This window comes from Streptomyces sp. Y2F8-2 (genome assembly GCF_014905555.1).
GTDB classification, from domain to species: domain Bacteria; phylum Actinomycetota; class Actinomycetes; order Streptomycetales; family Streptomycetaceae; genus Streptomyces; species Streptomyces cynarae.
Map to the genome: position 1 here is coordinate 356,573 of NZ_BNGS01000006.1, position 21,840 is coordinate 378,412.

Annotated in this window: 18 protein-coding genes and 1 pseudogene; 12 read left to right on the forward strand and 7 right to left on the reverse strand. The window is 71.0% G+C overall.

Annotation, left to right across the window (positions count from 1 at the left end):
* The first annotated feature begins 60 nt into the window (after positions 1 to 60).
* The 4 genes from SY2F82_RS22210 (at position 61) to SY2F82_RS22225 (ending at position 4,447) form a co-directional block, all read left to right on the forward strand.
* Entirely contained in the window at positions 61 to 2,103 is a 2,043-nt protein-coding gene (locus tag SY2F82_RS22210) for an ABC transporter ATP-binding protein (RefSeq protein WP_200420902.1), read from the forward strand.
* Between the two features lie 120 nt (positions 2,104 to 2,223).
* On the forward strand, positions 2,224 to 3,180 hold the full coding sequence (locus tag SY2F82_RS22215) for a DMT family transporter (RefSeq protein ID WP_200420903.1): 957 nt from the start codon (positions 2,224 to 2,226) through the stop codon (positions 3,178 to 3,180).
* Between the two features lie 291 nt (positions 3,181 to 3,471).
* The gene (locus SY2F82_RS22220) at positions 3,472 to 3,990 is read left to right on the forward strand and encodes a hypothetical protein (protein ID WP_200420904.1); all 519 of its coding nucleotides are present in this window, start codon (positions 3,472 to 3,474) and stop codon (positions 3,988 to 3,990) included.
* Positions 3,991 to 4,159: 169 nt separating this feature from the next.
* Positions 4,160 to 4,447: a hypothetical protein gene (locus tag SY2F82_RS22225; RefSeq protein WP_200420905.1), complete on the forward strand. Its 288-nt coding sequence runs from the start codon at positions 4,160 to 4,162 to the stop codon at positions 4,445 to 4,447.
* A 119-nt stretch (positions 4,448 to 4,566) separates the two neighbouring features.
* Here SY2F82_RS22225 and SY2F82_RS22230 read toward each other — a convergent pair whose 3' ends face one another.
* Positions 4,567 to 5,346 (reverse strand): metallophosphoesterase, encoded by a 780-nt coding sequence (locus SY2F82_RS22230; protein ID WP_200420906.1) that lies wholly within the window; start codon positions 5,344 to 5,346, stop codon positions 4,567 to 4,569.
* Positions 5,343 to 8,216, reverse strand: coding sequence for an FAD-binding and (Fe-S)-binding domain-containing protein (locus SY2F82_RS22235; protein WP_200420907.1), 2,874 nt, complete (start codon positions 8,214 to 8,216; stop codon positions 5,343 to 5,345). The genes SY2F82_RS22230 and SY2F82_RS22235 overlap by 4 nt, the downstream gene beginning before the upstream one ends.
* A 133-nt stretch (positions 8,217 to 8,349) precedes the next feature.
* Here SY2F82_RS22235 and SY2F82_RS22240 point away from each other — a divergent pair.
* A pseudogene (locus tag SY2F82_RS22240) lies at positions 8,350 to 8,735 on the forward strand (cytochrome P450); the annotation flags it as partial.
* A 313-nt stretch (positions 8,736 to 9,048) separates the two neighbouring features.
* A complete protein-coding gene (serC, locus tag SY2F82_RS22245) occupies positions 9,049 to 10,167 on the forward strand; it encodes a phosphoserine transaminase (protein ID WP_200420908.1) in 1,119 nt (372 codons plus the stop codon).
* Positions 10,168 to 10,238: 71 nt separating this feature from the next.
* Here serC and SY2F82_RS22250 read toward each other — a convergent pair whose 3' ends face one another.
* Positions 10,239 to 11,231: a WD40 repeat domain-containing protein gene (locus SY2F82_RS22250; protein ID WP_200420909.1), complete on the reverse strand. Its 993-nt coding sequence runs from the start codon at positions 11,229 to 11,231 to the stop codon at positions 10,239 to 10,241.
* A gap of 111 nt (positions 11,232 to 11,342) precedes the next feature.
* Between SY2F82_RS22250 and SY2F82_RS22255 the strand changes: the two genes are divergently transcribed.
* The 3 genes from SY2F82_RS22255 to SY2F82_RS22265 all read left to right on the forward strand — a co-directional run bounded on the left by SY2F82_RS22255 (position 11,343) and on the right by SY2F82_RS22265 (position 13,750).
* The gene (locus tag SY2F82_RS22255; RefSeq protein WP_200420910.1) at positions 11,343 to 12,026 is read left to right on the forward strand and encodes an SGNH/GDSL hydrolase family protein; all 684 of its coding nucleotides are present in this window, start codon (positions 11,343 to 11,345) and stop codon (positions 12,024 to 12,026) included.
* A gap of 88 nt (positions 12,027 to 12,114) precedes the next feature.
* Entirely contained in the window at positions 12,115 to 12,699 is a 585-nt protein-coding gene (locus SY2F82_RS22260; protein ID WP_200420911.1) for a Uma2 family endonuclease, read from the forward strand.
* A 61-nt stretch (positions 12,700 to 12,760) separates the two neighbouring features.
* On the forward strand, positions 12,761 to 13,750 hold the full coding sequence (locus SY2F82_RS22265; protein ID WP_200420912.1) for an aldo/keto reductase: 990 nt from the start codon (positions 12,761 to 12,763) through the stop codon (positions 13,748 to 13,750).
* A 217-nt stretch (positions 13,751 to 13,967) separates the two neighbouring features.
* Here SY2F82_RS22265 and thpR read toward each other — a convergent pair whose 3' ends face one another.
* The 3 genes from thpR to SY2F82_RS22280 all read right to left on the reverse strand — a co-directional run bounded on the left by thpR (position 13,968) and on the right by SY2F82_RS22280 (position 16,852).
* Positions 13,968 to 14,537 (reverse strand): RNA 2',3'-cyclic phosphodiesterase, encoded by a 570-nt coding sequence (gene thpR, locus SY2F82_RS22270; protein WP_200420913.1) that lies wholly within the window; start codon positions 14,535 to 14,537, stop codon positions 13,968 to 13,970.
* A gap of 91 nt (positions 14,538 to 14,628) precedes the next feature.
* Positions 14,629 to 15,891 carry an MFS transporter gene (locus tag SY2F82_RS22275; protein ID WP_200421094.1) on the reverse strand — a complete coding sequence of 421 codons (1,263 nt, stop codon included), beginning with the start codon at positions 15,889 to 15,891 and terminating at the stop codon, positions 14,629 to 14,631.
* A gap of 523 nt (positions 15,892 to 16,414) precedes the next feature.
* Positions 16,415 to 16,852 (reverse strand): MarR family winged helix-turn-helix transcriptional regulator, encoded by a 438-nt coding sequence (locus SY2F82_RS22280; RefSeq protein WP_200420914.1) that lies wholly within the window; start codon positions 16,850 to 16,852, stop codon positions 16,415 to 16,417.
* Between the two features lie 193 nt (positions 16,853 to 17,045).
* Here SY2F82_RS22280 and SY2F82_RS22285 point away from each other — a divergent pair, with 193 nt between their 5' ends.
* Positions 17,046 to 17,240 carry a ribbon-helix-helix protein, CopG family gene (locus tag SY2F82_RS22285; RefSeq protein WP_200420915.1) on the forward strand — a complete coding sequence of 65 codons (195 nt, stop codon included), beginning with the start codon at positions 17,046 to 17,048 and terminating at the stop codon, positions 17,238 to 17,240.
* 33 nt (positions 17,241 to 17,273) lie between these two features.
* Here SY2F82_RS22285 and SY2F82_RS22290 read toward each other — a convergent pair whose 3' ends face one another.
* Positions 17,274 to 18,725 carry an NCS2 family permease gene (locus tag SY2F82_RS22290; RefSeq protein ID WP_200420916.1) on the reverse strand — a complete coding sequence of 484 codons (1,452 nt, stop codon included), beginning with the start codon at positions 18,723 to 18,725 and terminating at the stop codon, positions 17,274 to 17,276.
* 259 nt (positions 18,726 to 18,984) lie between these two features.
* On the opposite strand from SY2F82_RS22290, the gene SY2F82_RS22295 reads away from it, so the two are divergent.
* Positions 18,985 to 19,257 carry a DUF2530 domain-containing protein gene (locus SY2F82_RS22295; RefSeq protein WP_200420917.1) on the forward strand — a complete coding sequence of 91 codons (273 nt, stop codon included), beginning with the start codon at positions 18,985 to 18,987 and terminating at the stop codon, positions 19,255 to 19,257.
* Positions 19,258 to 19,376: 119 nt separating this feature from the next.
* On the forward strand, positions 19,377 to 21,770 hold the full coding sequence (locus SY2F82_RS22300; RefSeq protein ID WP_200420918.1) for a cation-translocating P-type ATPase: 2,394 nt from the start codon (positions 19,377 to 19,379) through the stop codon (positions 21,768 to 21,770).
* Positions 21,771 to 21,840 lie beyond the last annotated feature (70 nt).

The window sequence follows — 21,840 nt, forward strand, 5'->3', positions numbered from 1 at the left end:
CACAGCCTGCGCCGAGATTGCTCAAAGGGCCGACCGATCCCCGTGACGGAGCCTGTGGGCATGACCGGGACTGACCAGTACGAGGGCCACGAAGACGAGTACGCGGACCACGAGGAGAACGACACCCCCACGATCCCCGCCCGCACCGCCTTCCGGCGCTTCTGGCCCTTGACCAGGGGCCTGCGGGGCCGGCTGGCGATCGTCTGGGGGTGCACGGTGCTCGCCGCACTCGCCGAGACCGCCGCCATCCTGCTGTTCAGCGAGCTCACCGACCACGCGTTGCAGAAGGGCTCGCTGAGCGCGTTCTGGGCGCCGGCCGCCGAGTGGCTCGTGGTCGCCGTGCTCGGCGCGGCCATCGGGTACGCGGGCAACTCCCTGGCCACCTGGATCACCGAGCGTTTCGTGATGCGGCTGCGCGAGCACGTCTTCGACCACGTCCAGCAGTTGCCGCCGCACTTCTTCCAACGCCACCGGCAGGGCGACCTGCTGTCCCGGCTGACCAGCGACGTCGAGGCGATCGAGACGATGGTGGTGTCCGGGCTGGTCGGAGCCGCCTCGGCCGCTTTCAGTGCCGTCTTCTACGCGGCCGCCGCGTTCTGGCTGCGCTGGGACCTCGCGGCGGCGACCTTCGCACTGGCGCCGCTGTTCTGGCTGGCCGCCCGGCGCTTCTCCGGAAGCATCAAGGCGGTCTCGCGCGAGGGCCGGGTCGCGGACGGCGCGATCACCTCCGTGGTGGAGGAGTCGCTGGGCAACATCGTGCTCACCCAGGCCTACGACCGCCGTGCCGCCGAGCGGCGGCGGCTCGGGCAGGAGGCGAACGCATGGTTCCGGGCGTCCGTGCGCTCGGCCCGACTGGGCGAGCTGTACGAGCAACTCGTGCAGGTCATCGAGACGGTGTGCGTGCTCGCGGTGATCGGGCTCGGCGCCTGGGAGATCTCCGCGGGGCGGATGACGCTCGGCCAGTTGCTCGCGTTCGCGGCCTTCCTCGGCTACCTCTACCCGCCGGTGCGGGGCCTCGCGCAGCTCGGGCTCACGGTGACGGCCGCGACGGCCGGGGCCGAGCGGCTGATCGAGATCCTGGACGTACGGCCGGCGGTGAGCGATCCGGCGCCTTCGGAGCGGGCGCCGGTGGGGCGGCCCGACGGGTCGGTGGAGGTGCGGGACGTGTACTTCCGCTACCCGGGGGCGGACCGGATGACGTTGGAGGGACTGTCGTTCTCCGTGCGCCCTGGCGAGCTGGTGATCATCACCGGACCGAGCGGCGCCGGCAAGTCGACGGTCTCCAAGATGCTGCTGCGCTTCTACGACCCCGACTCCGGCGCGGTGTTCCTCGACGGAACCCCGATCGGCGGCTTCCCGCTGGCACGGCTGCGCGAGTACATCACGCTGCTGCCGCAGGAGACCCTCGTCCTGCACGACACGGTCCGCGCGAACATCGCCTGCGGCCGGCCCGGCGCCGGCGAGCAGGCGATCATCGAGGCGGCGCGGGCGGCGGACGCGCACGACTTCATCATGCGGCTGCCCGAGGGGTACGAGACCAAGGTCGACCCCAACTCCGCCCGGCTGTCCGGCGGTCAGCTGCAGCGGCTCGCGATCGCGCGCGCCATCCTGCGCGACGCGCCCGTCCTCGTGCTGGACGAGCCGACGACCGGCCTGGACGCGATGGCGGCGCGCCGGGTCGTCAAACCGCTGCGGCGCCTGATGACCGGCCGTACGACGATCATGATCACGCACGATCTGAACCTGGCGCCCGACGCCGATCGCATCCTCGTCGTCGACCAGGGACGCATCGTCGAGACGGGCCGCCACGAGGAGCTGCTGGCGCGGGGCGGGGCGTACTCCCGGCTGCACCGCTCGCAGAACAACGTGAACATGGACACGGCGGAGCTGCGGCTGCCGCTGTTTCCGCAGCCGGCGGAGGTGCCCGCAGCGGTTCCGGCGGAGTACGCGGCCGGGGCCCCGGCGGGGCAGCAGGCCGGCCGGCCGACACCCGACCCGTACGTGCCGTACGAGTTCCCCGGGGAGTCCCCCGGGGCCGTGCCCCACCAACTCCCGGACGGCCGCCCGCTCTTCCGCGACGAGCGGCCCTGGCACGGGGGCTGACGCCGTTCGGCGGCCGGGGGTACAGGCCCATAACCGCTTCACACACATGACGAAGTCCACTACCCTGGACTTCCAGGTACACCAAGCTGCACGATCCCCGCCCAGCACCTGGAAGGCCCCGTGAACACGCCCAGCACCGCAGCCTCCGCCGCCTCTTCGGCGTCGACCCCCGCCTCGACCGCCCCCGTGGCGCCCGGCGGTCCTCGGCTGCGGGGTTCCCTCGGGCCCGTCGGCCTGGTGCTCGCCGGAGGCGTCTCGGTCCAGTTCGGCGGCGCGCTCGCGGTGAGCCTCATGCCGCGGGCCGGTGCGCTGGGGGTCGTCACCCTGCGACTGGTGGTGGCGGCGATCGTCCTGCTTCTGGTCTGCCGGCCCCGGCTGCGCGGGCATTCGCGCGCCGACTGGGGCACGGTCGTCGTCTTCGGCATCACCATGGCCGCGATGAACGGCCTCTTCTATCAGGCCGTCGCCCGCATCCCGTTGGGCCCCGCCGTCACCCTGGAGGTCCTCGGCCCGCTGGCCCTCTCGGTGCTGGCCTCCCGCCGCGCGGTGAACGTGGTCTGGGCGGCCCTCGCCCTGGCCGGCGTGTTCCTGCTGGGCGGCGGAGGCTTCGGCGACCTGGACCCGGCGGGTGTCGCCTTCGCCCTGTCGGCGGGCGCGATGTGGGCGGCGTACATCGTCTTCAGCGCCCGTACCGGACGGCGCTTCCCGCAGGCCGACGGTCTGGCGCTCGCGATGGCGGTCGCGGCGGTGCTGTTCGTGCCGCTCGGGATCGCCGAGTCGGGCACGAGGCTGCTCGCACCGGTGACGATCGGACTCGGCGCGGCCGTGGCGATGCTCTCCTCGGTCCTGCCGTACACCCTGGAACTCCTCGCCCTGCGCCGCCTGCCCGCCTCCACCTTCGCGATCCTGATGAGCCTGGAGCCGGCCCTCGCGGCGACGGCGGGCTTCCTGATCCTCGGCCAGTCCCTGACCGCGACCCAGGCGGTGGCGATCACGTTGGTCATCGCGGCGAGCATGGGGGCGGTGCGGACGCAGGTGGGGCGGGGCAGGGTGAGGACGGCAGAGCCGGAAGCGTAGGCTCCGGAGCGGTTGTCGGCAAAGACGGCGTCGCGGCACGGTGGCAGCGTCGCAGCACGGTGGCGGAGCAAGAGGCCACCGGGTCGTCACCATCTGCGCGAGTCGGCCGGGAGCACGAATGGTTTTTCAGCCGACAGGTTCCCTTCGCGGCTTGTGATCATGCCCACGCAGTATGCGCAGGTTCGAAGTGATCTTCGCTGCTAAAGTGCACTTTCGACTGATCAGCGCCTGACCACCTGCTGATCGGGTGCAAATGCGGGGGAAGAGAAGCATTTCGGGGAGCCGTTAAGTTTGGACGCCTACCGGCGTTTCCGCACGCCCTCTTCCCCCTTGGTACTGCAAGGGGAAGTCTACGTGAAACCCATACGCATGCGCGTTGCCGCCGTGAGCGTGCTGGCCGCCATCGGCCTTGCCGCCGCAGCTCCGATGGCCACTGCCCAGGAGTTGCCGAAGGCCGCAGCCGCGTCCGCCCAGGAGGTCGGGGCAGCGGAGTCGCTGAAGGCCCTGCTGGACAGCAAGGACCCCGAGGTCCAGGCCTTCATGGCGAACTTCAGCAGTGAGGAACTGGCCGCCTTCAAGCAGGCGGCCGAGACCAAGCCGGGCGATGGCATGGTCGGTTTGAAGGCCCCCAACTGGGGCCAGATCATGCGTGCCCTCAAGAAGATCGGCGGCTTTGCCAGGGCTGTGGCGGGCAAGTACGACGATTTCAAGCGGTGGGTCGACGACCGGCCGTGGTACATCAAGTACGCCATCAAGGCGGTTTCGCCCGGTCTGTCGCTCTACGACATCTGGTGGCACTTCCACCACTGAGTCGCCTGCCCGTCCGGGCCGCCTGTACGGGCGGCCCGGACGGGCTCCACCGCGTTGCCACGATGCCTCTCAATTCCGTCCGGCGCACCGCTGATGGGCGTTTCCGTCGGTCTCGGCGTCGTGTCGGCGCTGTCGGCTCGAGAGGAATTGACACTCGAAGGGATTGACGATGGAAAACGGCCAGGGCCAGGACGTCGAACCCAAAGTCACCGAGGGCACCTGGGGCATGCCCCTGATCGTTTTGATTCCGGTCGCCCTGATGCGCATCTTCACAGATCTTTCGACACCGTGGCTCGTCATGGCGTGGACGCTGTGGGGCCTTGCAGCGCTGCTGACGATCGTCGGGTGGCTCCAGGTGGTCCGCTACGGCCCGCGGCAGGCGCGGGGTTGGTCCGCCTGCGTCCCGCTGCACTGCGCGCTGGCCTGGCTCGGGGCACAGCTCGTCCTTGCGGAATAGGGCCCGTCGGGCCTGTCGGGAGCCTCGCCTCTGGGCATCGGGACGGACGGGCGAGCCGCCGCCCCACCGAGGAGCGCGGCGGCTCGCCTCGCACGCTGCAGGCCCTGCCCGCCTGGGTGTCACTCCCGCTCCGGCGTCGCTCCCCGTCCCTCCATCCGTCCGAACACCTCCAGCACCTCCGCGTCGCCCGCCCGGGCGTTGAGGAAGTAGTCCGCCCACTCGGCGATGTCCTCGTACGCCGACTCCCGGGTCAGGCGGGCGATGGCGGACGGAGTGTCGAAGAGCGTTCTGCGCAGGTCCACGCCGGGACCGAGCAGGCACCAGTGGGCGCCGGGGCGGCCGTAGGGCATGCCGACGCTGCCGGGGTTGACCACCTGGCGGCCGTGGGCGAGGCGGACGTACGGCATGTGGGTATGGCCGCACACCACCGTGCCGATCGTGTCCGGCAGCTTCTCCCACACCTGAGCCCAGCGGGTGAGGGGCGAGTCGACGAGGACGACCTCCTCGTCGTTCCTCGGCGTCGCGTGGCAGAACAGGACCTCGCCGAGGCCGCGCACCGGGAGTGTCACCGTCAGCGGCAGTCCGGCGAGGAAGTCGACCTGCTCGTCGCGGAGCCGGGACGCCGCGTAGGGGCCGATGGGGTCGGGGATCTCCGTCCGCTGTCCGCGGCGGTATTCGACGAGTTCCCGGTCCGCGTTCCCCGCGACCCAGACCACCCGCTCGCCCTCGCGCGCCAGCAGGTCCAGGACCTCGGCCGGCTGCGGACCCGCCGTGATGTCGCCCGTCACCACGACGCGGTCGGCCACGGCGACCTCCGGCTCCGCGAGTACCGCTTCCAGGGCGGGCAGTACGCCGTGGATGTCGGAGAGGACCGCCACCCGGTCCAGTACGTCGCTCACTTACTCGTCCCTCTCCTTGTCGATGGCCTCTCCAGCCCTTCCGCCAGCACCTCCGCCAGGTGCCGTGCCCTGACGCCCGCCAGCTGCTGGAGCTGGGTGCGGCAGGAGTAGCCGTCCGCCAGGATCATCGCGTCCTCGGGTGCCGAGCGCACCGACGGGAGCAGTTGTTCCTCCGCGCAGGCCGTGGACACCTCGTAGTGGCCCTTCTCGAAGCCGAAGTCGCCCGCGAGGCCGCAGCAGCCGCCGGCGAGTTCGCCGGTCAGGCCCGCCGCCGTGCGCAACCGGCGGTCGGCCGTGTCGCCCAGGACCGCGTGCTGGTGGCAGTGGGTCTGGCCGGCCACCGGGCGGTCGAGGTGGGGCGGTGTCCAGTCGGGGGCGTACCTCTCCAGAGCCTCCGCGAACGTCACCACCGCCGCCGCGAGGCGCTGCGCGCGTGGGTCGTCGTGCAGCAGCTCGGGGAGGTCCGTGCGCAGGGCGGCGGCGCAGCTCGGCTCGAGGACGACCACCGGGGCGCCGGCCGCCAGAACCGGTTCCATCAGGCCGAGGGTGCGGCGCATGACGGTGCGGGCGCGGTCCAGTTGGCCGGTGGAGACGTAGGTCAGGCCGCAGCAGACCCTGCGCCGACGGCCCGGGGGCAGGGCCACCCTGAGACCCGCCGCCTCCAGCACCCGTACCGCCGCGCGGCCCACCGACGGCGACAGGTGTTCCGTGAAGGTGTCCGGCCAGAGGGCGACCAGCGGGCCCGCCGTCCGGGGGCGTCCGCCGGTCGTCCGCCCCCACCATCGGCTGAAGGTCTCCCGCGCCAGTCGGGGGAGGCGGCGCTCCGGCGCGATCCCGCCCAGGCGTTTCGCGAGCGCCGCCAAGGGGTCCACCGACGCGAGGGCGTTGACCAGCGGCGCCGTGCGGGTGCGGGCCACCGCCCGGAGCCACAGCGGCAGCCACCCCATCGCGTAGTGCGCGGCCGGGCGGCGGCGGTCCGCGTAGTGGTGGTGCAGGAACTCCGCCTTGTAGGTCGCCATGTCGACGCCGACCGGGCAGTCCGTGCGGCAGCCCTTGCAGGACAGGCACAGGTCGAGGGCGTCCCTGACCTCCGTCGAGCGCCAGCCGTCCGTCACCACCTCGCCCGCCAGCATCTCGTGCAGCAGCCGGGCGCGGCCCCGCGTGGAGTGCTCCTCCGCGCCCGTCGCCCGGAACGACGGGCACATCACCGAAGAGCCGGACACCGTCGTCGTACGGCACTTGGCGACGCCCACGCACCGGCGGACCGCCGCCGAGAAGTCGCCGCCGTCCGACGGATAGCCGAAGGCGACCTCGACCCGCTCGCGGGGCAGCACCGCGAACCTCAGGTTCTCGTCCAGGCGGTTCGGGCGGACCAGCATGCCCGGGTTGAGCAGGCCGTCCGGGTCCCACAGGTCCTTGGCGCGGGTGAAGAGGGCGACCAGATCGGGGCCGTACATCTTCGGCAGCAGCTCCGCGCGCGCCTGCCCGTCACCATGCTCCCCCGACAGCGAGCCGCCATGGGCGACGACCAGGTCCGCGAGGTCCTCGGAGAAGCGGCGGAAGCGGGCGACGCCCTCCTCGGTCAGCAGGTCGAAGTCGATCCGGACGTGGATGCAGCCGTCCCCGAAGTGGCCGTACGGTGTGCCGCGCAGGCCGTGGTCGGTCAGCAGGCGCCTGAAGTCGCGGAGATAGTCGCCGAGTCGGGCCGGGGGGACCGCGCAGTCCTCCCAGCCGGGCCAGGCTTCCCTGCCGTCGGGCATGCGGGTCGCCGTACCGGCGGCGTCCTCCCGCAGCCGCCACAGCGCGCGCTGTCCGGCGGGGTCGGTGACCACCGTGGCGTCCGTGACGTCCGCCGCCCGGACGACGGCCTCCGCACGCGCGCGTGCCTCCGCCTCATCCCCGCCGCCCACCTCCACGAACAGCCAGGCGCCGCCGCGCGGCAGCCCCGCCGACGGTGGTACGAGATCGGCGGCCATGCCCTCCACCGTCAGCGGGCCGAGCGGCAGCAGCCCGGCCGCCGCCTGGGCCGCCGCCGTCTCGTCCGCGTACCCCAGCACGGCGAGCGCACGCGCGCGGGGGGCCTCGACGAGGCGGACGACCGCCTCCGTCAGGACGCCCAGCGTGCCCTCGGAGCCGCAGAAGGAGCGGGCCACATCCGAGCCCTTCTCCGGCAGCAGCGCGTCCAGGGCGTAACCGGAGATACGGCGCGGGAGGGACGGGAAGCCCGTGCGCAGAAGCGCCAACTCCCCCTCGAGCAGCGTCCGCAGCCCCTCGGGGGCGCCCTTCCAGCCCGGCCCGAGGGTCAGCGCCTCGCCCCGCGCGGTGAGCACCGACAGGCCCCGTACGTTGTCCGCCGTCGTCCCCCAGGCCACCGAGTGCGAGCCGCACGCGTTGTTTCCGATCATTCCGCCCAGCGTGCAGCGGGCGTGGGTGGAGGGGTCCGGGCCGAAACGCAGGCCGTGCGGGAAGGCGGCCTCCTGGAGACGGTCGAGGACCAGGCCCGGCTGCACCACCGCCGTGTGCGCCTCGGGGTCCAGGGACACGATCCGGTTCATGTGGCGGGTGAAGTCGAGCACCACCCCCGTGCCCGTCGCCTGCCCGCCGATCGACGTGCCGCCGCCGCGGGCGACGACCGGCACACCGTGCGCCCGGCACACCGCCAGCGCCGCCGCCACGTCGTCCGCGTCCCGGGGCGCCACCACGCCGAGCGGGACGCGCCGGTAGTTCGACGCGTCCATGGTGTGCAGCGCCCGCGCGGTCGTGTCGAACTCGACCGCACCGCGCACCGCCGCGCGCAGCTCCCGACGCAGCGCACCGACGTCGGCACCGGCGCCCGCCGCCTGCTGCCCTCGCACCACAGGATCCGTCATGCCACCAGCATGCCGTCCGCCACTGACAGTGACCGTCCCGGGGCACACCGGAGCCGTCAGGCAGGACGGTGGCGGCTGCGGTCGCCGAGTGGCGGCCCCTGCGGTCGCCGGGCTGTCGCGCGGCGATCACATGACCGCCGCCTCGCACGTGCTGATCCGCTTCGCGATGGAGGACGTCCCGGTGGGGGACAAGGTCGTCCCGGCGGGTGACGCGCTGATCGTGTCGTACGGGGCGATCGGGCGGGACGAGAAGGCGCACTGTTCGACCGCGGGCGTCTTCGACGTCACCCGGGAAACAAAGAACCGGCACATCTCCTTCGGGCACGGTCCGCACGTGTGCCCCGGGGCGGCGCTGTCACGTCTGGAGGCGGGCGTGGCGCTTCCGGCGCTGTACGCCCGTTTCCCGGACCTGGACCGGACCTGGACCTGGACCTGACGGTGCCGGCGAGCGAGCCGCGCAACAAGCCGGTGGTGACGCAGAACGACCTGTTCGAGCTGCCGGTACGGCTCGGGGGCTGAGGCAGGGGGTCGTCGCCCCCGCCGCCCCTACCCGTCCCGTCCCTGGGGGCTGCGCCCCCAGACCCCCGCTTCGGCCTGACGGCCTCGTCCTCGAACGCCGGACGGGCTGAATATCGCTCACCGGCGTTGACACTGCAGCCCTCCGGCGGAAATTCAACGGGCCCGGGGCGGAGTCCCGGTGGGGTCGGTGGGGCGGCGCCCCTGGGGTGGGCGGGTAGAGGTGGCGGGGGCGCGGTCAACCCGGCGGCGACACCCCGTCTCAGCCGACGGACCACGTTTCGCCCAGGTTTCCTCCAGCGGCTACGCTCCGTCCGTGGCTGATATCCAGATTCCTGACGACATCAAGCCCGCCGATGGTCGTTTCGGCGCGGGTCCCTCCAAGGTGCGGGTCGAGGCGCTGGACGCCCTCGCCGCCACGGGTAGTTCCCTGCTCGGCACGTCCCACCGCCAGGCCCCGGTCAAGAACCTGGTCGGCCAGGTGCGCGAGGGTATCCGTGAGTTGTTCCAGCTCCCCGACGGCTACGAGGTGATCCTCGGCAACGGCGGGTCCACCGCGTTCTGGGACATCGCGACCCACGGCCTGATCGAGAACAAGTCGCAGCACCTCAGCTTCGGCGAGTTCTCCTCGAAGTTCGCCAAGGCCGCGGGGCTCGCCCCCTGGCTCGCCGAGCCCACCGTCGTCGCCGCCGACCCCGGCACCCACCCCGAGCCGCAGGCCGAGGCGGGCGTCGACGTCTACGCGTTCACGCACAACGAGACGTCGACCGGTGTCGCCATGCCGATCAAGCGCGTCGAGGGTGCCGACGAAGGCGCGCTGGTCCTCGTGGACGCCACCTCCGGCGCCGGCGGCCTCCCGGTCGACATCGCCGAGACCGACGTCTACTACTTCGCCCCGCAGAAGTCCTTCGCCTCCGACGGCGGCCTGTGGATCGGCGTCTTCTCCCCGGCCGCGATCGAGCGCGCCGAGCGCATCCACGCCTCCGGCCGCCACATCCCGGAGTTCTTCAGCCTCCCCACGGCGATCGACAACTCCCGCAAGAACCAGACGTACAACACCCCGGCCCTCGCCACCCTGTTCCTGCTCAACCAGCAGCTGGAGTGGATCAACGGCCAGGGCGGCCTGGACTGGGCGGTCCGCCGCACCGCCACCTCGGCGCGCACGCTGTACGGCTGGGCCGAGGACGTCAAGTTCGCGACCCCGTTCGTCACCGACCCGGCCAAGCGCTCCCAGGTGATCGGCACGATCGACTTCTCGGACGAGATCGACGCCGCCGCCGTCGCCAAGGTGCTGCGCGCCAACGGCATCGTCGACACCGAGCCGTACCGCAAGCTCGGCCGCAACCAGCTCCGCATCGCGATGTTCCCGGCGATCGATCCGGCGGACATCGAGGCACTGACGAAGTGCGTCGACTACGTGATCGAGAAGCTGTAGGGCCCGGCCGACTTCATCGCGCACGACGACAAGGGGCGTCCGGTGTCACCGGGCGCCCCTTCCGTCCTTCTCTAGCGCGGGGTGCGGCGCAGCAGGCGTTTGAGGACCAGGACGAGGGCCAGGCCGGCGGCGAGGACCAGGGCGCCCACCTTGTAGTCGGCGTTCAGCGGTGAGCCGCTTCCGGCCCCGGTCTGCGCACCCCCCTTCCCTGAGGGCGACGTGGACGACTGGTGACCGGGCACCTTCTCGGACTGCACCGGGCTGTCCGCGCCCTCGCTCCCGTACAGGAGCTCGGAGCCGTCGAGCGTGTACGTGACCGACTCGCCCTGCCGCTGCAGAGGGACGTCCAGGCGGGTCTGCTTCTTGATCCGCCCGCCGTTCCACGCGTACGCGATGCCGCCGAAGTAGCCGCGCACGGCGAGCTGTTCGCCGTCGGGCGAGAAGGCGGCGTCGGTGGCCCACAGGTCGACGGCGGCGGTGGGGCGGAAGACGTTCGTCCCCGTGGCGGAGAGCCTGGCCGGGCCCTCGTAGAGGTGGCCGCCGTCCTCCTTCTTGTCGATGATGTAGACGCGACCGGTCTTCGGGTGGACCAGCAGGGACTCGGCGTCCCTGGGGCCGTCCGCGTACTTCACGACGTACTGGGTGGCGCGGATCGTCTGGTCCTTGAGCACCTTCGGCTCGGGCAGCTTGTAGATCCACACGTACGGCCACTTGCCGCCGAAGTTGTCGCCGATGTCGCCGAGGTAGATCTCGTTGCCCGGGCCTATGGAGACGGCCTCCACGTCACGCGGCGTGCCGATGCCGCGGAGGGTGAGGGTGGCCACCGTCTTTCCGGTGCGGCCGTCCACCGCGTAGACGTACGGGCCGTCGTCGCTGTCGTTGTGCGTCCAGTAGATCCCCGGGTGGAGACGGGAGGCGGCGAGCCCGCTCGACTCGGTGATCCGGGGGTCCTTGATGGTGAAGCCGCCGTCGTCGGCGGACGCGGGCGCCGACGCGACGAGCGCGAGCACACCGGCGAGAAGGGCCCCGAAGAGGCCGGAGAGGAACGCGAACGATCGACGCATGGCCCCAGCGTGCCATCCCGTGATCGGCGGCCGTCGCGCGTGTCGATCCTCACACCCACCCCGTCCCATACGTGCCACCCCGTTCCCCCGCTGATCGTCCATCATGAGCGGATGCTCAGGTTCATGCCCGTAGGCGACTCCCAGACGATCGGCAGCGCGGGCGAACACACGTGGCGTTACCGGTTGTGGCGGCATCTGTGCGCGACGTACGGCGGCCCGTGCACGCTCGTCGGTCCGCGCGAGACGCTGTACGACAAGGCGGAGGACGCGCCGACGTCGTACGCCTACGCCGAACCCGACTTCCCGCGCGCCCATCTGGCGGGCTGGGGCGAGGGCTGGCTTCACATGGCGCCGCTGATCGGGGACGCGGTCCGCGCGTCGCGGGCGGACGTGCTCCTGGTCTCCCTGGGCCTGATCGACCTCGGCTTCTACACGAACGCGGAGCAGACGGCGGAGAACGTGCGCCGCTTCGTGGCGGAGGCCCGGGCGGCCGACCCGCGCATCCGTATGGTCCTGCTCCCGGTGATCCCCAACATCCGGGCGGAGGCGGACGCGTCGTTCGGGGCCCAGGTGACGCTCTTCAACGAGCTTCTGGCGAAGGCAGCGGCCGACCTGGACGAGCCCCGGTCACCGATCCTGCTGGCCTCGCCGCCGTCGTCGTACGACATCCACGTCGACACGTACGACGGTACGCATCCGAATGCCTCCGGCGAGCACAAGATCGCGGCGGCGTTCGCGGGGGCGATGTGGGAGGCGTGGGGAGTCGGACAGCCGTACGCGGCTGGAACGAGTTGACCGAATACCGGAGTGCCCCGGTCACCGTGCGTATCGTTGTACTGCGTGGCTGCACTCGTGCGGAGAGTGGCCGGGGAGGAGCGCCACGATGACCGTCCTTGAAGACAGGATCGAGATGGCCGATGACAGCGGCGAGCTGACTTTGGACGAGCTGTTCGAGTCGCTCGAGCGGACCACCCCCGAGGGATACAAGGTTGAGATCGTCGAGGGGGCCATCTTCATGTCGCCGCAGCGGGACACGCACTGGGAGATCATCGCCGACATCTACGAGCAGCTGCGCACCAAGTACGCTCGCAAGCGCGTGAAGTCGGACGTCCGCGTCGACTACCCGGGCCACCTCAACGGCTTCGCCTCCGATGTGACGCTCGTGGCCGAGGGCGCCGAGAAGGACGACAAGGGCCTGTGGCGGTGCAAGGACGTCGAATTCGTCGCCGAGGTCATCTCGAAGGGCACAGCGCATAACGACTACGGGCCGAAGAAGACGGCCTACGCACTCGCCGAAGTCCCCGTCTACCTCATCGCCGACCCTTACCAGGGCAAGTGTCACCTCTACACCCAACCCAAGGACGGCGAGTACGTCAGCGAACTCTCCATCGCCTTCGGAGCCGACGTCGACATGACCACCACTCCACTCGGCCTGACCCTCAAAACCGATGACTTCCCCCGCGACTGACCCGGCCCCGCCCCCAACGCCCCTTGCCTAGAGCGCACTCCACCCCGTTGGCTAAGCAGTCATGAAGTACACGCAGCTCGGACGCACGGGACTCAAGGTCAGCCGGCTCGTTCTCGGGACCATGAACTTCGGTCCGCAGACCGAGGAAACCGACAGTCACGCGATCATGGACGCGGCCCTGGACGCGGGGATCAACTTCTTCGACACCGCCAACGTGTACGGCTGGGGCGAGAACAAGGGCCGTACCGAGACCATCATCGGCAACTGGTTCGCCAAGGGCGGCGAGCGGCGCGACAAGGTCGTGCTCGCCACCAAGGTGTACGGCAACATGGGCCCGGACGGCGAGGCCTGGCCCAACCACGACAAGCTCTCCGCCGTGAACATCCGGCGGGCGGTCGACGCCAGCCTCAAGCGCCTCCAGACCGACTACATCGACCTGTACCAGTTCCACCACATCGACCGGAACACTCCCTTCGAGGAGATCTGGCAGGCCCTGGACGTGCTGGTCCAGCAGGGCAAGGTCCTGTACGTCGGCTCCAGCAATTTCCCCGGCTACAAGATCGCGCAGGCGAACGAGACCGCCGCCCGGCTCGGCTCGCTGGGACTGGTCAGCGAGCAGTGCCTGTACAACCTCTTCGAGCGCCGCGCCGAGATGGAGGTCATACCGGCCGCGCAGGACTACGGCCTCGGAGTCATCCCGTGGTCGCCGCTGCACGGCGGGATGCTGGGCGGCGTCATCAAGAAGGAGGTCCAAGGCGGACGCCGGGCCGGCGGGCGCACCGCCGACTCGCTCGCCGACCCCGCTGTGCGGTCGCAGATCCAGTCCTACGAGGACCTGCTGGAGAAGCACGGCCTGGAGCCCGGCGAAGCGGCTCTCGCCTGGCTGCTGACCCGCCCGGGCGTCACGGGACCGATCGTCGGCCCGCGCACCGCCGAGCAGCTTCAGTCCGCGATCAGGGCGGTGGAGCTGGAGCTGTCGGAGGAGGTCCTGGCGGGCCTGGAGGAGATCTTCCCCGGTCCGGGTCCGTCTCCGGAAGCCTTCGCCTGGTAGCCCGCCCGCCCGGCGGGGCGTGGGTGCGGGACGTGGGTGGTGTCCGCGGGCCGGGAACGTCCGGCCCGGGGCACCTCGCCCGCGTCCGCGCGGTACCCCTGGATCTACTTCCCGACCGCCGCCGCCAGCGCCACCACCGCGAACATCAGCACGAGCACACCGGCCATGATCCGGTTACGGGTCTTCGGGTCCACGTATCGAGCCTAACCGGACCTCGTCACTCCCCTGCGCCGAGCCCCCACCGCTCCACCGTCTCGTAGCGCGGCTGCTCCCCCGGCACGCCCGACCTCGGCAGGCGGCTGCGCACGAGGGCCAGGTCGGCGACCCTCCACTCGCGGCCCGCGAACTCCCGCAGTGCCGCCACATACGGCCGGAAGTCCGCCGTGCCCCGGCTGCGGGCCAGGGTCAGATGCGGGCGGTAGGGGCGGTGCTCCCCCATCTCCACGCCCGCCTTGCGCGCCGCGGACTCCACACGGTCGGCGAGCAGCCGGAGCGCCCGCACGTCCCCGGACGCGCCCACCCACAGTGCCCGGTCCCCGAAGCGCCCGCCCCCGGACACGGACAGCGGGAACGGCTCCGTGCGCCGGGCCGCCCGGGCGAGCCGCTCGGAGAGGTCCGGCACGACGTCCTCGGGCACCTCGCCGTAGAAGGCCAGCGTGAAGTGCCAGGCCGGCCGTTCCGTCCAGCGCAGCGAGCGCGCCCCCGGCAGCCCCTCCAACTCCTTCACCGCCGAGGCCAGTTCCCGAAGGGCGTCCGGGGGCGGCAGCACCGCGGCGAAGAGTCTCATGACCTCACCTTCGCAGGGATCGGGTTCCCCGGCCACACCGGTGACCAGGCGCGAAGAGGGGCGCCCCCTGCCCCGGGGCGCCCCGAACCCCTCAGGCCGGCACCGGCTCCTCGCGCGGCACGAACCGTACCCGCGGGTGCCCCCGGTGCCAGCCCACCGCCAGGCGCAGGCCGCTCGCCCGGGCCAGGATCAGGCCGATGGTCACGGCGGCCAGGGCCGAGATCAGGCCACCCAGGGCGAACCCGACCCGGGCGCCGTACGCGTCCGTGATCCAGCCGACCACGGGCGCCCCGAGCGGCGTGCCGCCCATGAAGACCATCATGAACAGGGCCATGACGCGGCCGCGCATCGCCGGGTCCGTGCCCATCTGGACGGCCGTGTTCGCCGTGACGTTCACCGTGAGGCCGAAGATCCCTATCGGCACCATCAGCAGTGAGAACAACCACAGGGACGGCGCCCCGGCCGCCACGATCTCCAGCGTGCCGAAGAGGGCCGCCGCCGCGATCAGCACCCGCAGCCGGGCCGTGCCGCGGCGGGCGGCGAGCAGCGCGCCGGTCAGGGAGCCGATCGCCATCAGCGTGTTGAAGAGGCTGTAGGCGCCGGCGCCCGCGTGGAAGACGTCGTCCGCGTAGGCCGACAGCCACACGGGGAAGTTGAAGCCGAAGGTGCCGATGAACCCGACCAGCACGATCGGCCAGATCAGCTCCGGATGCCCGGCGACATAGTGCAGGCCCTCGCGCAGCTGGCCCTTGCCGCGCGGTGCGCGCTCCACGGCGTGCAGCTCACGGGCGCGCATCAGCAGCAGGCCGGCGATGGGCGCGAGGAAGGACAGGCCGTTGAGCAGGAAGGCCCAGCCCGTGCCCATGCCGGTGATCAGGACACCGGCGACGGCGGGGCCGACCAGGCGGGCGGACTGGAAGTTCGCCGAGTTCAGGCTGACCGCGTTCTGCAGGTGCTTCGGGCCGACCATCTCGGAGACGAAGGACTGCCGGGCCGGGTTGTCGACGACCGTGGCGAGTCCGACGGCGAAGGCGGCCACGTAGACGTGCCAGACCTGGACGTGCCCGGTCAGGGTCAGGAAGGCGAGGACGAGGCCGGTGGCTCCCATCGCCGACTGCGTGACGAGCAGCGTCGGGCGCTTGGGCAGGCGGTCGACGAGGACGCCGCCGTACAGGCCGAACAGCAGCATCGGCAGGAACTGCAGCGCCGTGGTGACACCGACGGCGGTGGAGGAGCCGGTCAGGCTGAGCACCAGCCAGTCCTGGGCGATGCGCTGCATCCAGGTGCCGGTGTTGGAGACGACCTGGCCGAGGAAGAAGAGCCGGTAGTTGCGGATGCGCAGCGAGCTGAACATCGATGACTTGCGGGGCTCGGTCGGGACGGCGGTCCCGGTGCGTTCGACGGACTCGGCCGGCAGGACGGGCTCGGTCCGCGCGGCGGACTCGGCCGGCAGCACGGGCTCGGTCCGTGGGACGGGGCCGGTCTGCCTGACGGGCGCGGTCCTTACGACGCGGCCGGTCCGTGCGACGGGCTTGGTGCGTGCGACGGGCTTGGTGCGTGCGACCGTCTCGGTCCGTTCGACGGTCCCGGTCCGTTCGACGGGCTCGGTCCGTTCGGCAGGCTCGGGGCCCTCGGCGGGGGTGGGGGGTTGTGCCGGTTGCGCGGTCTCGTGGGCGGGCGGGGAGTCGTGGGTGGCTGGTGCGGGGGCGGAAGCTGCTCCGGTTCCCGTACTCAAAGGGATTCGCCTCCTTGCGATGACGGCTTCGTACGTACGCGGGTGGGGGCCGCGTCGGTCACGGTGGGCGTCCGGCCCGGGCGCGCACCCGTGGCCGCGACACCCCGGCTCGGGGTGCCGCGGTACCCCGGATGCGCCCCGGTCACAGGTGCGCGAGCTTCTCGAGGACGGGGGCCGCGGCCCGCAGTGCCGCCCACTCGTCCTCGTCCAGGCCCTCGATCAGTCCGGCCAGGAACGCGTTTCTCTTGCGGCGGCTCTCCTCGAGCATCGCCTCGGCACGCTCGGTCTGGGTGACCACCTTCTGGCGCCGGTCCTCGGGGTGGGGCTCCAGGGCGACCAGACCCTTGCTCTCCAGCAGCGCCACGATGCGGGTCATCGAGGGCGGCTGGACGTGCTCCTTGCGGGCCAGCTCACCCGGGGTCGCGGAGCCGCAGCGGGCCAGGGTGCCGAGCACCGACATCTCGGTCGGGCTCAGCGACTCGTCGACCCGCTGGTGCTTGAGTCGGCGCGACAGGCGCATCACGGCGGAGCGGAGAGCGTTCACGGCGGCAGCGTCGTCGCCATGGGTCAGGTCAGGCATGCTCTTTAGGATAACTCATTACCTTCGCTAAAGACCACCCGGAGATGCGCCCACAAGGGTGACTCCGACCACTTCCGCAGGCGGCACGACGGGACCAGGCAAGAAACTCCTGAGCTGCCTACATCACTCGAATGAGTGATCCGGCAGCGGAACGTGACCCCTCGCGCGCCCGGTCCGGGCAACCCTCGTCGCCATGGGGACCAGCGTGCTCAGTGTGCGGATAGACAGGGAACTGCTCGAGCGGCTCCGGCACCACGCCGCCAGAAGAGGAATGAGCGTCCAGGACTATGTCGTCCGGACGCTCATTCGGGATGACTTCGACCAGCGGTTCGAGGCCGCCGTCGAGGAGACGGAACGGTTCTACAACGGTTCTACGCCGGTCACCTGACCGTCGCCCGACCCCGGAGACCGACCCGGCGGATCAGGTCAGGCCCAGCGCCGGCATCAGGTAGTAGAAGGCGAAGACCGCCGCCACCACGTACATCGCCGCCGGGACCTCACGCCCGCGGCCCGCGGCCAGGCGCAGCAGGGCGAAGGTGATGAAGCCCATGCCGATGCCGTTCGTGATCGAGTACGTGAACGGCATCATCAGCATGGTCACGAAGGCGGGGATGGCGATCGTGTAGTCCGCCCAGTCGATCTCCTTGATCGAGTTGGACAGGATCAGGAAGCCCACCGCGACCAGGGCCGGGGTGGCCGCCTGGGACGGGACCATCGTGGCGACCGGGGTGAGGAAGAGCGCCACCGCGAACAGCAGGCCCGTGACGACGTTCGCGAAGCCCGTGCGCGCCCCCTCGCCGACACCGGCCGTGGACTCCACGAAACAGGTGGTGGCCGAGGAGGAGCTGGCGCCGCCCGCCGCGACCGCGATGCCGTCGACGAAGAGGACCTTGTTGATGCCGGGCATGTTGCCCTCGGCGTCGGTCAGCTTGGCCTCGTCGCTGATGCCCATGATCGTGCCCATCGCGTCGAAGAAGCACGACAGCAGGACCGTGAAGACGAACAGGATGCCGGTCAGCACGCCGACCTTGCCGAAGCCTCCGAACAGGCTGACCTTGCCGATCAGGCCGAAGTCGGGGCTGGCGACCGGGTTGCCGGGCCACTTCGGGACGGTCAGCCCCCAGCTCGGGATCTTGGCGACGGCGTTGAGGACCACCGCGAGGACCGTCATCGCGACGATCGAGATCAGGATCGCGCCCGGAACCTTGCGGACGATCAGCGCGAAGGTGAGCAGCGCGCCGAGGACGAAGACCAGCACCGGCCAGCCGTTCAGGTGGCCGTTCATGCCGAGCTGGAGCGGGACCGTGGTCTGGGCGACGTCGGGGATGCGGGTGACGAAGCCGGAGTCCACGAGACCGATCAGCATGATGAACAGGCCGATGCCGATCGCGATGCCCTTGCGCAGGCCGAGCGGCACGGCGTTCATCACGCGCTCGCGCAGACCGGTGGCGACGAGGAGCATGACCACGAAACCGGCGAGGACGACCATGCCCATCGCGTCCGGCCACGACATGCGCGGGGCGAGCTGGAGGGCAACGACCGTGTTCACGCCGAGGCCGGCGGCGAGGGCGATCGGGACGTTGCCGATCACGCCCATGAGCAGCGTGGTGAAGGCGGCCGTCACGGCCGTCGCGGTGACGAGCTGGCCGTGGTCCAGGTGGTGCCCGTACATGTCCTTCGCGCTGCCGAGGATGATCGGGTTCAGCACGATGATGTACGCCATCGCGAAGAAGGTGGCGAAACCGCCGCGGATCTCACGGGACAGCGTGCTGCCCCGCTCGGAGATCTTGAAGTAGCGGTCGAGGGCGCCGGACGGCGGCCGGGTGCCCGGCTGCTGCGGGGCGGAGGCCTTGGCGGGGGCCGAGGTGGACATGCGGGACCTCAATGTGCACGGGATCACGGGGATCGCTGACAAACGTGATCGAGTCTCGCCGTCGCCTGTCACCAACAGGTTCCCCCACGCTTCCGTTGGTGCTTCATACGAACGTAAGCGGCCAGACTCGAACTGTTTCAGTATGAACATATAAGCCTTTGATCGCTATCTCCGCGCGTAGACCCTTGGTGTGCAAGGGCCCCCGGGGCCACGCCCGGGTCGAGGTCGGGGCGGTTTCGGCTCCTCGTAAGCTGTGCGCATGGCGAAGTGGACCCCCAGGCACGAGGCGCCGGAGCCCCTTGAGGGCCCCGTGGTGCCCGTCGTCACCGGCGGCACGATCCTCTGGTTGCTGATGTTCCTGGTCCAGTTGCCGTTCTACGGCTGGTTCGCCGACCACGGGCACACATGGTGGCTGTGGACGTGCCTGGCGGGAGCGGGGCTGGGCTGCGTGGGCATCTGGTACGTACGCAGGCGGGACGCGGCGATCAAGCGGGACGCGGCGATCAAGCGGGCCGCCGACGCCGAGCGGTGACTTTCGCAGTACCTCTCCCGCGTTCCCTCCGACCCCCGCATGAGCCGCCCTCCTCCCCTGGTCGGATCTTTGAAGTGCTCGGCGGGTGAAGGCGCAAATCCGCACGTACCGTCGAATGCATGACGCACATCGACGCGGGCGCCGAACTCGATCCCGTGCACCCCGTCCCGATGCCCGTGCGGACGCGCGGCCTGACCGCCGCGGAAGTGGCCGAGCGGGTCGCCCGCGGTGACGTCAACGACGTTCCCGTGCGCAGCAGCCGCTCCCTCGGCGAGATCGTCCGCGCGAACGTCTTCACCCGCTTCAACGCGATCATCGGTGTGCTCTGGCTGATCATGCTGTTCGTGGCGCCGTTCCAGGACAGCCTGTTCGGATACGTCATCATCGCGAACACCGGGATCGGCATCATCCAGGAGTGGCGGGCCAAGAAGACCCTGGACTCCCTCGCCGTGATCGGCGAGGCACGGCCGACCGTGCGCCGGGACGGGACGGCGGCCCAGATCGGTACGTCCGAGATCGTGCTGGACGACGTCATCGAGATCGGGCCGGGGGACAAGATCGTCGTCGACGGCGTCTGCGTCGAGACCGACGGGCTGGAGATCGACGAGTCACTGCTCACCGGCGAGGCCGACCCCGTCGTCAAACGGCCCGGTGACCCGGTGATGTCCGGCAGCTTCGTGGTCGCGGGCGGTGGCGCGTTCCAGGCGACCAAGGTGGGCCGCGAGGCCTACGCCGTCCAGCTCGCCGAGGAGGCGAGCCGTTTCACGCTCGTGCACTCCGAGCTGCGCACCGGCATCTCCACCATCCTCAAGTACGTCACGTGGATGATGGTCCCGACCGCGGTCGGCCTGGTCGTCAGCCAGCTGGTGACGACGCAGCACGGGATCAAGGACTCCGTCGCCCGCACGGTCGGCGGCATCGTGCCCATGGTCCCCGAGGGGCTGGTCCTGCTGACCTCCGTGGCCTTCGCGATCGGTGTCATACGGCTGGGCCGCAAGCAGGTCCTCGTCCAGGAACTGCCCGCCATCGAGGGGCTCGCCCGCATCGACACCGTCTGCCTCGACAAGACGGGCACCCTCACCGAGGGCGGCATGGACGTCACCGAGCTGCGACCGCTCCAGGGCGCCGACGAGACCTACATACGCAAGGTCCTCGGCGCCCTCGGCGAGGCGGACCCGCGCCCGAACGCCTCCCTCCAGGCCATCATCGACGCCTACCCCGACAGCGAGGACTGGCGCTGCCTCGAGGCCCTGCCCTTCTCCTCCGCCCGCAAGTACAGCGGCGCCTCCTTCAGCGAGGGCGACGGCCAGGCCGGCACCTGGCTCCTCGGCGCCCCCGACGTCCTCCTCGACCCCGACGACCCGGCGCTGACCGAGACCGAGCGGCTGAGCGAGCAGGGGCTGCGCGTGCTGCTGCTGGCCCGTGCCTCCCGGGACCTGGACGACCCCCGGGTCACGGCCGGCGTCCGGCCCACCGCGCTGGTCGTCCTGGAGCAGCGGCTGCGCCCGGACGCTGCCGACACCCTGCGCTACTTCGCCGACCAGAACGTCCGTGCCAAGGTCATCTCCGGCGACAACGCGGTGTCGGTGGGCGCGGTGGCCGGAAAACTCGGCATCCGTGGCGAGGTGATGGACGCCCGGCACCTGCCGCAGAACCAGGACGAGATGGGGAAGTCCCTGGACAAGGGCACCGTCTTCGGCCGGGTCACCCCGCAGCAGAAGCGGGACATGGTGGGCGCGCTCCAGTCGCGCGGGTACACGGTGGCGATGACGGGCGACGGCGTGAACGACGTGCTGGCGCTCAAGGACGCGGACATCGGGGTGTCGATGGGCTCCGGCTCGGAGGCGACCCGGGCCGTGGCGCAGATCGTGCTGCTCGACAACAGCTTCGCGACGCTGCCGTCGGTGGTCGGCGAGGGACGGCGCGTCATCGGGAACATCACGCGGGTCGCGACGCTGTTCCTGGTGAAGACCGTGTACTCGGTGCTCCTGGCGGTGCTGGTGGTGTGCTCGCAGGTGGAATACCCGTTCCTGCCCCGGCACCTGACCCTGCTGTCGACCCTGACGATCGGCGTCCCGGCGTTCTTCCTGGCCCTCGCGCCGAACAACGAGCGGGCGAGGCCCCACTTCGTCCGGCGGGTGATGCGGTACTCGATCCCGGGCGGGGCGGTGGCGGCGGTCGCCACGTTCGTCACGTACCTGATCGCCCGCCACCACTACAGCGGCCCCGGCTCCCTGGAGGCGGAGACCAGCGCGGCGACCCTCACGCTGTTCCTGATCGCCATGTGGGTGCTGGCCATCGTCGCCCGCCCCTACACCTGGTGGCGGATCGGTCTGGTGGCCGCGATGGGCGTGGCGTTCCTGTGCGTGCTGGCCGTGCCGTGGTTGCAGCACTTCTTCGCCCTGAGGCTGGTCGGGGAGACGATCCCCTGGGTCGCGGTGGGCATCGCGGCGGTGTCGGCGGCCGCCCTGGAGCTGCTCTGGACGTGGGTCGACCGCCGGTTCCCCGCGTGATGCCTCAGCCGAACCTGATGCCTCAGCCGAACGTGATACCTCAGCCGAACGTGATGCCTCAGTCCGATGT